This is a genomic window from Streptomyces africanus (assembly GCF_030816955.1).
GTDB classification, from domain to species: Bacteria; Actinomycetota; Actinomycetes; order Streptomycetales; family Streptomycetaceae; genus Streptomyces; species Streptomyces africanus.
Genome location: NZ_JAUSYP010000001.1, coordinates 5,141,325 through 5,153,375, shown reverse-complemented (window position 1 = coordinate 5,153,375; position 12,051 = coordinate 5,141,325). Strand labels below are relative to the sequence as shown.

Sequence of the window (12,051 nt, the reverse complement as noted above, 5' to 3'; positions counted from 1 at the left end):
CGCACCGCTCCGTCAAGATTGCGTCGCGTCCTGTGGATAACTTCCGGCTCGTACGGATGTGACGTCCCGTCCGCCGCGCCCGAGTCGCACCGTCCGGCCCCACCCGGGCCCACCTGCCCCGTTCGCCCGTATCGGCCTCCTCGGACACTGCCCAGGACCGGTGTGCCACCCGTAACGTGTGGCACGACCACGAACACGTGGCGACGACACGGCACACCCGAAAGCGAGGCAGCACCCGATGCCCCCCTTCGATGTCCCCGAGGGCGACCCCTTCGGCCCGCACAACCTGCCGTACGGCGTGTTCTCCCTCCCCGGCTCCTCCCGCCGGACCGTGGGCGTCCGGCTCGGTGACCACGTCCTGGACGCCGGCGCGGCGGCCCACGCGCTCGGCTCCCCGTACGCCTCCCTGCTCGCGCGGCCGACCCTCAACGCGCTGCTGGCCGCGGGCCGCACGGCCTGGTCGGACGTCCGCCGGGCGCTGACGGCGTGGGTGACCGTGCCGTCCCACCGCGAGACCCTCGCACCGATGTTCCACCCCCTGTCCTCGGTGACGCTGCACCTCCCCTTCGAGGTCGCGGACTACGTCGACTTCTACGCGTCCGAGAACCACGCCCGGAACGTCGGCCGGATCTTCCGCCCCGACGCCGAGGACTCCCTGACCCCCAACTGGAAGCACCTGCCGATCGGCTACCACGGCCGCTCCGGCACGGTCGTCGTCTCGGGCACGGACGTCGTACGCCCCGCGGGCCAGCGCAAGGCGCCCGCGGACCCGGCTCCGGTCTTCGGCCCGTCCCTGCGCCTGGACATCGAGGCGGAGGTCGGTTTCGTGGTCGGCGTGCCGTCCCGGATGGGCGCGCCGGTGTCCCTCGACGGCTTCCGCGAACACGTCTTCGGCCTCTGCCTCCTCAACGACTGGTCCGCGCGCGACATCCAGGCCTGGGAGTACGTCCCGCTCGGCCCGTTCCTCGGCAAGTCCTTCGCCACGTCGGTGTCGGCGTGGATCACCCCGCTGGACGCCCTGGAGGAGGCCCGGGTGACCCCGCCGGCCCGGACGCACGCGCTGCTGCCCTACCTGGACGACAGCGACGAGGAACCCGGCGGCTACGACCTGCGGATCAGCGTCGCCGTCAACGGCCACGTCGTCTCCGAGCCGCCCTTCTCCACCATGTACTGGACGGCCGCCCAGCAACTGGCCCACATGACCGTCAACGGCGCCTGTCTGCGCACCGGCGACCTGTACGGCTCGGGCACGGTCAGCGGCCCGGCGGACCGCGAGCGCGGCTCCCTCCTCGAACTGACCTGGAACGGCCGCGACCCGCTCGAACTCCCCGACGGCAAGCGGACGTTCCTGGAGGACGGCGACGTGGTGACCCTGTCCGCCTGGGCCCCTGGGCCGGACGGTGTGCGAGTGGGGCTGGGCGAGGTGACGGGGCAGGTGGTGCCGGCCTGACGGTGCGGGGCGGGCGGGACCGTGCGGACACCCCCTGGGGCCCGGATCTGGCCGACAGTCGCCCCTTGCCGCTCTTCTGATGGCGCTCGACCCCTGACTCACACCGCCCGGCACCGTCATACTGGGTTCGGGCGGTGTGCCCGCAGGCGCGCGGTGCACGGCACGTCCGGCGCACTCGTCAGCGGGCGCGTCGTGTACGTCGACCGCGTCACCGCTGCGCACAGCAGCCGCCCTCTCCCGCACGACCCGTAGCCGCCCCTCTTCCGACCAGGAACCGGAGCCCGTGGCAATGACCGTCTGCCTGCTCCTGCTGAGCGTTGTCGCCGTGACGGCCGCCGTCCCCGTTCCCCGCGCGCTGACCCGGGCCGCCTGGCCCGAGCGGGAACCGGTGGTCGGGCTGTGGGTGTGGCAGTGCCTGGTCGCCACCGTCCTGTTGTGCTGCGTGACGGCACTCGCCCTGGGCGCCGCCGCCGTGTTCGGCACGGTCCGCGCCCAGCTCTTCGCCCCGGCTCCGGCCGCGGTGACGGCGGCGTACGACCTGTCCACCGCCCCGCCGTGGGCCGCCGCCCTCACCGTGCTGCTGGCCTGCGGCGCCGCCTGGACGACCGCGATGCTCGCGCGGGAACTCGTCGAGGCGCGGCGGCGCCGCACGCAGGCCCGCGCGCACCTCCGGGAACGCGCCCCCGACCTGCCGGCCGGACTGCCCGCCGCCCGCGGCCCCCTCCTGGTCCTGGAGGACGAGTACCCCGACGCCTGGTGGATGCCCGGCAACCCGCCCCAGCTGATCGTGACCACGGGCGCCCTGCACCGCCTCACGGACCACCAGCTCGACGCCGTCCTCACCCACGAGCGCGGCCACGCCCGCGCCCGCCACGACTGGCTGCTGCACCTGTCCACCGCCCTGGCCACGGGCTTTCCCCGCATCCCGCTGTTCGCCCACTTCTGCGACCAGACGCACCGCCTGGTCGAACTGGCCGCCGACGACACGGCCTCCCGTCGCTGCGGCCACCTGACCACGGCCCTGGCGCTGATCGAGCTGAACCAGCACCGCGGCGTCCTGTCCTGCGCCTCCAGCCACCGCCTGCTGGGCGAGCGGGTCGACCGGCTCCTGGAACCGCCGCCCCGGCTGGGCCGCCGGCACCGGGCCCTGACGACCACCACGGCCGCGCTGGTACCGCTGCTGCCTCTGCTGATCGTGTTCGCGCCGGGTCTGACTGCACTGTCGTAGCCGTACCGGAGCGGGGGTCGGTGGCGGATCTCCTGACCGGCCCGCCGAAAGTCCAGCTCAGCAGCCCACCCGGTCGCGCTTCCGATGGCGCAACATTCCCGCAACACTACTTTTCCTATCGGATAGGTATGGTCCGAGCCATGCCCAGCGACCGCATCCGAGACCACGCCGGCCAGGGAGCCGCGACCACCGTCGCCGCCCACCGCGCGCGGCGACGGCTGCGCGCCGACCGGGCCCGGCAGCTGGCCGATCTGCTCCGCCGGCAACTGCTCACGGGCGCCTTCCCCAACGGCACCCTCCCCCATGAGTCGGCCCTCGCCACCGACTACGGCACCAGCCGCAACACGGTCCGCGAGGCGCTCGACCTGCTGCGGGCCGAGGGCCTCGTGGCACGCCAGCCCGGCGTCGGCACCGTGGTCGTGGCCCACAAGTACCCCCACGGCCTCGACCGTCTGATGGGCCTCGCGGAAACCCTCCGCGAACACGGCCGGGTCACCAACGAGGTCCGCACCATGGGCCCCGCCCCGGCACCCGCGCCCGTCGCCGGACGCCTCCGCCTCGCGCCCGGCACCGACGTGCTCTACATCGAACGCCTGCGCCGCCTGAACGGCCTCCCCCTGTCCCTCGACCTCACCTACATCCCCCTCGACATCGGCACCGAACTGCTCGGCGCCGACCTGGAGAACACCGACGTCTTCCGCCTTCTGGAAGCCGTCACCGGCCGGCGCCTCGGCCACGCCGAGATCACCCTGGAAGCGGTCAGCGCGGACACCCACTCGGCCGCCGTGCTCGAGGCTCCGCGCGGCGCCGCCGTCCTCATGCTGGAACGCCTCACCCACCTCGCGGACGGCCGCCCGGTCGACCTGGAGTTCATCCGCTTCCGCGGCGACCGCATCACCATGAGCGGCCTGCTGCACCGCTCCCAGTAACCCACCCGCTCGCGCACTCTCCTGGAGACATCCATGCCCTTGGCGCCCCAGCGGGCCGACGTGCCCGTGACCATCGACGAGTCGAAGTGCATCGACGGCTGCACGCTCTGCGTGGACATGTGCCCGCTGGACTCCCTCGCCATCGACGAGCGCAACGGCAAGGCGTACATGCATGTCGACGAGTGCTGGTACTGCGGCCCGTGCGCGGCCCGCTGCCCCACCGGAGCCGTCACGGTCAACATGCCCTATCTGCTCCGGTGAGAGGCCCGAACTCCCATGTCCCGAACCTCCGTGAAACGCACAGCAGTCGCCGTCTCCGCCGTCGTCCTCCTGCTCCCGCTCAGCGCCTGCGGCGGTGACGCCGAGGCCGGCAGCGGCTCCACGGTCACCGTCACCGTCGGCTACCAGTCCAGGACGATCAACACCGTCACGGCGGGCACCCTGCTCCGCTCCCTCGGTTCCTTCGAGAAGCAGCTGAACTCCCTGCACGACGGCGTCCACTACAAGGTCGACTGGCAGGACTACGCCACCGGCGCGCCCATCACCGCCCAGATGACCGCCGGGAAGATCGACATCGGCTCGATGGGCGACTTCCCGCTGCTCATCAACGCGGCCCGCGGCAAGCAGCTGAACAACCCGACCCGGCTGGTCTCGGTCACCGGCTACAACCTGCGCGGCGGCCTCAACACCATCGTCACCGCGCCCGGTTCGAAGCTGAACTCGCTGAAGGACCTGAAGGGCAAGAAGGTCTCCACGAGCGTCGGCTCGGCCGCCGACGGCACCCTCGTACGGGCCCTCCAGCGCGCCGGCATCGATCCCGAGGGCGGCATCGAGAAGCTCAACCAGCAGCCCTCCGTCGGCGCCTCCGCCCTCGCCGCGGGCAGCACGGACGCGCTGTCGCAGTTCGTCGCCTGGCCGGGTCTGCTCGCCTACCAGGGCAAGGCGAAGGCGATCTACGACGGCGCCCGGCTGAACCTGCCCACCTTCCATGGCGTCACCGCCCGCGAGGACTTCGCGAAAGAGCGGCCGGCCGTGCTGGAGGCGTTCCTGAAGGCCCAGGCGGAGGCGACGGACTACCTGAACGACCACCCGGTGGACGCCGCCGAGAAGGTCGCGAAGGCGACCGGCCTGCCCGCCGAGGTCGTCTACCTCTACAACGGCGCTCACGGCATCGCCACCTTCGACCCGGCGATCAAGCCCCGGCTCGTCTCCGCGCTGAAGCAGGACGTCTCGGTCCTCAAGTCGGCGAAACTCACCGGCGACGTGGACGTCGACTCCTTCGTCGACGACCAGTACGTGAAGAAGGCCCTCGGATCGAAGGCGTACGCCGAGCGTCTCGCCGCGAAGCCCGCACCGGCCGCGAGCGAGGCCTGGCCCAAGGGCGCCTCGAAGACCGTCACCTTCAACTCCCCCTCTCAGCTGCTGCGTTACGTGGCCGGGCACCGCGACGCCCTGCGCGCCGCCTACGTTCCCGACACCACCACCGGCACCCTGTGGTTCGCCGACAAGGCCGTGTGGGTGGCCGACGGCGACAAGCTGCTGCCCTTCGTCGCCCCCGACACCGCGCAGGCGTACGTCGCCGGGCACGGCGGGGCGCGGGTCGTCCCGTACGCCGACGCCCTGGAGCGGGCGTCGTGAGGCGCTATGTGCTCCGGGTGCTCTCGCTGGCCGCCGCCCTCGGCCTGTGGCAGGCGCTGACCAGCCTGAATGTCGACCTGTGGCTGCGCTTCTCGCAGTTCCCGACGGTCACCGACGTGGCCCGGGCCTTTGCCGCTCGGCTGTCCGGGCCGGACTACTGGACGGACCTCACCGACAGCCTCACCCGGATCCTCACCGGCTTCCTGCTGGCCGCCGTCCTGGGCGTGGCCACGGGCGTGCTCGTGGCCCGCTCGCGCCTCGCCGAGGACCTGCTCGGCCCCCTGCTGGAGGTCATCCGACCGATCCCGGCCATCGCGCTCGTCCCCGTCGCGATCCTGCTGTTCCCGTCCAACGAACAGGGCATCGTCTTCATCACCTGCGCCGCCGCCTTCTTCCCGGTCCTGGTCTCCACCCGGCACGCGGTGCGCGACCTGACCCCCACGTGGGAGGAGGCCGTGCGCACCATGGGCGGCGGCCGGTGGCGGATCCTCGGCTCCGTCGTCCTGCCGGGTGCGCTGCCCGGGGTGTTCGGCGGCCTGTCCGTCGGCATCGGCGTGTCCTGGATCTGTGTGATCTCCGCCGAGATGATCTCCGGCCAGTACGGCGTCGGCTACCGCACCTGGCAGGACTACACCGTCGTCGACTACCCGGGCGTCTTCGTCGGCATGGTCACCATCGGCGTGCTCGGCTGGGTCACCTCCACGGCCGTGGAGCTGCTCGGCCGCCGCCTCACCCGCTGGCTGCCCCGCACCGCGCACGCCCCAGGCGCCCGGCCGCCCAGGCCCGCCCGGTCCGTCCGGTCCGCGAAACCCGCGCCGGCCGCACCCGCCGCCGTACCCGGCGGGCCCGCATCCGAGGAGGCACGCGATGAGCACCTCGTCTGAATCCGTCCTGAGCGCCTCGCCCGAGGGCGTCGCCGCCGGCGCTCCGGTCCGCGGCACCCGGCTCACGCTGTCCGGCGCCCGTCTCGGCCGCCCCGGCGCGCCCGCCCTGGACGGCGTCGACCTGGACATCGCCCCCGGCGAGATCCTCACCGTCGTCGGCCCCTCCGGCTGCGGCAAGTCGACCCTCCTGCGCACCCTGGCCGGTCTGCTGCCGCCACTCGCCGGGGAGATCACCCAGGACGGGCACCCGCTGACCGGCCCCTCGGCCGACCGCGCCCTGGTCTTCCAGGAGGACGCCCTGCTCCCCTGGCGCGCCCTGCGCGCCAACGTCGAACTCCCCCTCGCCATCCGCGGCGTGCCCCGCGCCCAGCGCCGGGAACAGGCCCAGGCCTGGCTGGAGCGGGTCGGGCTCGGCACGCAGGCACGGCAGTTGCCGCACCGGGTCTCCGGCGGCCAGCGCCAGCGCGTCCAGCTGGCCCGCGCCCTGGCCGCGCGCCCCCGCGCCGTCCTGATGGACGAGCCGTTCGGCGCGCTCGACGCCCAGACCCGCGCGGGCATGCAGGACCTGCTGGTCGAGGTGCTGCACGGCACCGGCGCGACCGTCGTCTTCGTCACCCACGACGTGGACGAGGCACTCTTCCTCGGCGACCGCGTGGCCCTGCTCGGCGCGGGCGGCCTCGTCGCCGTGCGGGACGTGCCCCGCCCGCGTGAGCGCGGCGCGCACGACGACCCGGCGCGCCTGGCCCTGCGGCGCGACGTCCTCACCTCGCTCGGTACGTGAAAGGCACCCCGGTGACCACCTCCGTGAACCCCCCTGCGGACACTCCCCTGGCCGTCCCGTCCCTCACCGACGCCGAGGAACTGACCTGCGACGTCCTCGTCATCGGCGGCGGCACCGCCGGCACCATGGCGGCCCTGACCGCCGCCGAGCACGGCGCGAACGTGCTGCTCCTGGAGAAGGCCCACGTCCGCCACTCCGGCGCGCTCGCCATGGGCATGGACGGCGTCAACAACGCGGTCATCCCGGGCCGCGCCGAACCCGACGACTACGTCGCCGAGATCACCCGCGCCAACGACGGCATCGTCGACCAGTCCACCGTCCGCCAGACCGCCACCCGCGGTTTCGGCATGGTGCAGCGGCTGGAGTCGTACGGCGTGAAGTTCGAGAAGGACGAGCACGGCGACTACGCGGTCCGCCAGGTCCACCGCTCCGGCTCCTACGTCCTGCCGATGCCGGAGGGCAAGGACGTCAAGAAGGTCCTGTACCGGCAGCTGCGGCGGCGCGAGATGCGGGAGAGGATCCGCATCGAGAACCGGGTGATGCCGGTGCGGGTCCTCACGGCGGACGGGCGAGCTGTCGGGGCGGCCGGCTTCAACACCCGCACGGGGCGGTTCGTCCAGGTCCGCGCCGGCGCGGTGATCCTCGCGACGGGCGCCTGCGGCCGCCTCGGCCTGCCCGCCTCCGGCTACCTCTACGGCACCTACGAGAACCCCACCAACGCGGGCGACGGCTACGCCATGGCCTACCACGCGGGCGCCGAGCTCACCGGCATCGAGTGCTTCCAGATCAACCCGCTGATCAAGGACTACAACGGCCCCGCCTGCGCCTATGTCGCCAACCCCTTCGGGGGCTACCAGGTCAACCGGCACGGCGAACGCTTCGTCGACTCCGACTACTGGTCCGGCCAGATGATGGCCGAGTTCGCGGCGGAAGTGGCGTCCGACCGGGGCCCGGTCTACCTGAAGCTGAGCCATCTCCCCGAGGAGTCCGTCTCCGCCCTGGAGACGATCCTCCACTCGACCGAACGCCCGACCCGCGGCACCTTCCACTCCGGCCGCGGCCACGACTACCGCACCCACGACGTCGAGATGCACATCTCCGAGATCGGCCTGTGCGGCGGCCACTCCGCCTCCGGCGTCCGCGTGGACGACCACGCCCGCACGACCGTCCCCCGCCTGTACGCGGCCGGCGACCTGGCCTGCGTCCCGCACAACTACATGATCGGAGCGTTCGTCTTCGGCGACCTGGCGGGCGCGGACGCGTCCCAGTACTCGGCGTACGAAGGGGAGCTGCCCGGTGAGCAGCTCCGGGAGGCGCACGAGCTGATCTACCGCCCGCTGCGCAACCCCGACGGCCCCCCGCAGCCCCAGGTCGAGTACAAGCTGCGCCGCTTCGTGAACGACTACGTGGCACCGCCGAAGTCCGGTGCCCGGCTGTCGCTGGCCCTGGAGGCGTTCGAGCGGATGCATGACGACATCGCCGCGATGGGCGCCCGCACCGCGCACGAGCTGATGCGCTGCGCGGAGGTCACCTTCATCCGCGACTGCGCGGAGATGGCCGCGCGGTCCTCCCTGGCGCGCACGGAGTCCCGCTGGGGCCTCTACCACGACCGCCTCGACCACCCCGCTAGCGACGACGCGTCCTGGTTCCACCATCTCGATCTGCACAAGTCCCCCTCTGGTGCGATGGAGTTCACGGCCCGTCCCGTGGCTCCCTATCTCGTTCCGGTCGACGGCTTCGCCCCCGTCGGCGGCCTGTCCCGTTCCCTCGGCGAGGTCCACGCCGAGGACGTGGCGACGGCGGGGTCGCGGGATCTGGCACCGGTGGCGACCCGGGCGGGGACGGCGGAGCCGGAGGCGGCTTCGGCTCCGCATGCCTCGCCCACCGCGCCGTCCGGCGAGCGGTCCGCCGCCCGCCTCCTCGAACTCGTCGCCCTCGCCGACGAGGAGCCCGAACTCGACGCCCTTCTCCCCTACCTGACCGACCCGGTGCCCGCCGTCCGCCGTGAGGCCGTCGCCGTGCTCACCGAGACGCTGCCGCCGGGGACGGGGACCGCCCTCGCCGCCGCTCTGCGCGACACCGCCGCCGAGGTGCGTGCCGCCGCCGCAGCGTCACTGCGCGAGCTCGTCGAGACGCTCCCGGCCGAGCCCGACCTGCGCGACGGCCTCGCCGCCGCCCTGGCCGAGCCGGACCCGGTGGTCCGCGCCGCGGCGCTGGACGTCCTGCGTGCCCTGCGCCTCGGGGACGCCGCCTTGTTCGCGGTCTCCCTGGCCGACTCCGAGATCGCCGTCCGCATCGAGGCCGTGCGCGCCCTCGTGTCGGTCGACGCCGCCGGCGAACTGGCGCGGGCGGCGGCCGGCGACCCGTCCCGCGAGGTCCGGGTGGCGATCGCCAAGGGCCTCGCCACGGTGGGTGCCGAGCGGCCGGCGCAGGACACCACGGCCGCCGCCGATCCCGCCACCGACGCCATCGAAGCGGCCCTCACCGGCCTCCTCGACGACCCGGACGCCCTGGTCCGCGCAGCGGCCTACGGAGCACTGGGCACCACCGGCTGCCCCGAGCCCCTCACCGCACGCGCGGTGGCAGCCCTGTCCGAGTCGGCCTGGCAGGTCCGGGCCGGAGCCGCCACGGCCCTGTCCGTCGCCGACCCCACCGTGGCCGTCCCCGCCCTCGCCAAGGTCCTCGCGGACGCCAACGCCGATGTCCGCAAGGCCGCCGTCCTGGCCCTGACCCGGCACCGCGCCACCGACGAGGCCCGGGCGGCCCTCGCCACGGCGACGACGGACTCCGACGCGGATGTCAGGGCGTACGCGGGACGGGCGCTGTGACCGGCCCGGCTCCCCACCCCCTGTGACCTCGGCCGGAGCCCGGCCCTATATCCAGTCGTCGGGCTCCGGCTCCGCGTCCGTCTCCGGCCAGTGGTCCGGCTCCCCCGCGTCCTGACCGGCGGCGGCGTGGGCCGGCGCCTGGCCGGACGCCTGAGACGAGGGCGAGTCGCCCGCAGGAGCAGAGCCTGCCGGCCCGCCCAGTGACGCGAGCACCTCCAGCACGCCCTCCCCGTACGTCGTGAGCTTCTTCTCCCCCACCCCGCTGATCCCGCCGAGTTCGGCCACCGAGTTCGGCCACACCGTGGCGATCTCCCTCAGCGTGGCGTCGTGGAAGATGACGTACGCCGGGACGCCCTGCTCGCGAGCCTGCTCTGCCCGCCAGGCGCGCAGTGCCTCGAAGGCAGGCAGGAGTTCCTCGGGCAGCTCGGCGGCGGCCGTCTTGCCCTTGCGCTCGCCCCGCCCCGAGCCCGAGGACGACGAGGACCCCGACCGGGAGGTCACCGGCTTCTTCGGCTCCTTCCGCAACGGCACCTCACGCTCCCGCCGCAGCACCGCCCCGCTCGCCTCGGTCAGCACCAGCGTGCCGTACTCGCCCTCCACCGCGAGCAGCCCCTGGGCCAGCAACTGCCGGATGACGCCCCGCCATTCGCCCTCGGTCAGATCGTCACCGATGCCGAACACCGACAGCTGGTCGTGGTCGAACTGGATGACCTTGCCGGTCCGCTTGCCCAGCAGGATGTCGACGATCTGCACCGCGCCGAACTTCTGCCCCCGCTCCCGCTGGAGACGCACCACCGTCGACAGCACCTTCTGCGCCGCGACCGTGCCGTCCCAGGTCTCCGGCGGGGTCAGGCAGGTGTCGCAGTTGCCGCAGCCGGCCGGGTCCGGGTCCTGGCCGAAGTAGGCGAGGAGCTGGCCCCGGCGGCACTGGGCCGTCTCGCACAGCGCCAGCATCGAGTCCAGGTGGGCCTGGGCCCGTCGCCGGAACGCCTCGTCGCCCTCGCCCGACTGGATCAGCTTGCGCTGCTGTATGACGTCGTTCAGCCCGTACGCCATCCAGGCCGTCGACGGCAGCCCGTCCCGCCCGGCCCGGCCCGTCTCCTGGTAGTAGCCCTCGACCGACTTGGGCAGGTCGAGGTGGGCGACGAAGCGGACGTCCGGCTTGTCGATACCCATCCCGAAGGCGATGGTCGCCACCACGACCAGGCCGTCCTCCCGCAGGAAGCGGGACTGGTGGGCCGCGCGCGTGCCCGCCTCCAGGCCCGCGTGGTACGGCACCGCCTCGATGCCGTTGCGGCTGAGGAACTCCGCCGTCTTGTCGACCGAGTTGCGCGACAGGCAGTAGACGATGCCCGCGTCCCCCGCGTGCTCCTCGCGCAGGAAGCTCAGCAGCTGCTTCTTCGGGTCCGCCTTCGGCACGATCCGGTACTGGATGTTGGGCCGGTCGAAACTCGCCACGAAGTGCCGGGCCGCCGGCATGTTCAGCCGCTCGGTGATCTCCTGGTGCGTCGCACGCGTGGCCGTCGCCGTGAGCGCGATCCGCGGTACGTCCGGCCAGCGCTCGCCGAGCAGTGACAGCGCGAGGTAGTCCGGCCGGAAGTCGTGGCCCCACTGGGACACGCAGTGCGCCTCGTCGATCGCGAAGACGGAGATCTTCCCGCGTGAGAGCAGGTCGAGCGTGTTCTCCAGCCGCAGCCGCTCCGGCGCCAGGTACAGCAGGTCCAGCTCGCCGGCGAGGAACTCGGCCTCGACCATCCGCCGCTCGTCGAAGTCCTGCGTGGAGTTCATGAACCCGGCTCGTACGCCGAGCGCCCGCAGCGCGTCCACCTGGTCCTGCATCAGGGCGATGAGCGGGGAGACGACCACCCCCGTACCCGGCCTGACCAGGGACGGGATCTGGTAGCACAACGACTTGCCGCCGCCGGTCGGCATGAGCACGACAGCGTCACCGCCCGCCACGACGTGGTCGATGACGGCTTCCTGCTCACCCCTGAAGGCTTCGTAGCCGAAGACCCGGCGCAGCGCGGCCACCGCCTCGCTCGCGTCGGCGCCGAGGGGCCCGGCGGGGCCACTGCCCGCACCGACCCCGGCCCCGGTCTCCGTCACCGCGTCCAGTTCCGTCATCACACCCGTCCCGCCGGTAGCGCCCATCGTTCCGTCCCCCGTACGTCGCCCCTCGACCACTGCGTCCACCATAGGCGCCCGCACCGACAGCCCCGGAGTTATCCACAGGCCGCCCCGAACGCCTGCGTCAAGGACACGATCGCGTTCACACGTTCGCGGGAGACCCCGCCCGTTTCCGCCCGAATTTCT

9 protein-coding genes are annotated in these 12,051 nt (G+C 73.0%); 8 read left to right on the top strand and 1 reads right to left on the bottom strand.

From position 1 onward, the window contains the following. The first annotated feature begins 238 nt into the window (after positions 1-238). The 8 genes from fahA to QF034_RS23955 all read left to right on the top strand — a co-directional run bounded on the left by fahA (position 239) and on the right by QF034_RS23955 (position 9,738). Entirely contained in the window at positions 239-1,450 is a 1,212-nt protein-coding gene (gene fahA / locus QF034_RS23990) for a fumarylacetoacetase (RefSeq protein WP_307176894.1), read from the top strand. 289 nt (positions 1,451-1,739) lie between these two features. After that, positions 1,740-2,678, top strand: a complete 939-nt coding sequence (locus QF034_RS23985) for a M56 family metallopeptidase (protein ID WP_307179960.1) — start codon at positions 1,740-1,742, stop codon at positions 2,676-2,678. A 140-nt stretch (positions 2,679-2,818) separates the two neighbouring features. Further along, on the top strand, positions 2,819-3,607 hold the full coding sequence (locus tag QF034_RS23980) for a GntR family transcriptional regulator (RefSeq protein WP_307176893.1): 789 nt from the start codon (positions 2,819-2,821) through the stop codon (positions 3,605-3,607). 33 nt (positions 3,608-3,640) lie between these two features. Further along, entirely contained in the window at positions 3,641-3,868 is a 228-nt protein-coding gene (locus QF034_RS23975; protein ID WP_003992261.1) for a 4Fe-4S dicluster domain-containing protein, read from the top strand. Positions 3,869-3,898: 30 nt separating this feature from the next. Further along, the gene (locus QF034_RS23970; protein ID WP_307176892.1) at positions 3,899-5,245 is read left to right on the top strand and encodes an ABC transporter substrate-binding protein; all 1,347 of its coding nucleotides are present in this window, start codon (positions 3,899-3,901) and stop codon (positions 5,243-5,245) included. After that, the gene (locus tag QF034_RS23965; RefSeq protein WP_307176891.1) at positions 5,242-6,129 is read left to right on the top strand and encodes an ABC transporter permease; all 888 of its coding nucleotides are present in this window, start codon (positions 5,242-5,244) and stop codon (positions 6,127-6,129) included. The genes QF034_RS23970 and QF034_RS23965 overlap by 4 nt, the downstream gene beginning before the upstream one ends. After that, positions 6,113-6,910, top strand: a complete 798-nt coding sequence (locus QF034_RS23960) for an ABC transporter ATP-binding protein (protein ID WP_307176890.1) — start codon at positions 6,113-6,115, stop codon at positions 6,908-6,910. The genes QF034_RS23965 and QF034_RS23960 overlap by 17 nt, the downstream gene beginning before the upstream one ends. An 11-nt stretch (positions 6,911-6,921) precedes the next feature. Continuing rightward, positions 6,922-9,738, top strand: coding sequence for a fumarate reductase/succinate dehydrogenase flavoprotein subunit (locus tag QF034_RS23955; RefSeq protein ID WP_307176889.1), 2,817 nt, complete (start codon positions 6,922-6,924; stop codon positions 9,736-9,738). A 45-nt stretch (positions 9,739-9,783) separates the two neighbouring features. On the opposite strand, the gene recQ is transcribed toward QF034_RS23955, so the two are convergent. Then, on the bottom strand, positions 9,784-11,889 hold the full coding sequence (recQ, locus tag QF034_RS23950) for a DNA helicase RecQ (RefSeq protein ID WP_307176888.1): 2,106 nt from the start codon (positions 11,887-11,889) through the stop codon (positions 9,784-9,786). Positions 11,890-12,051 lie beyond the last annotated feature (162 nt).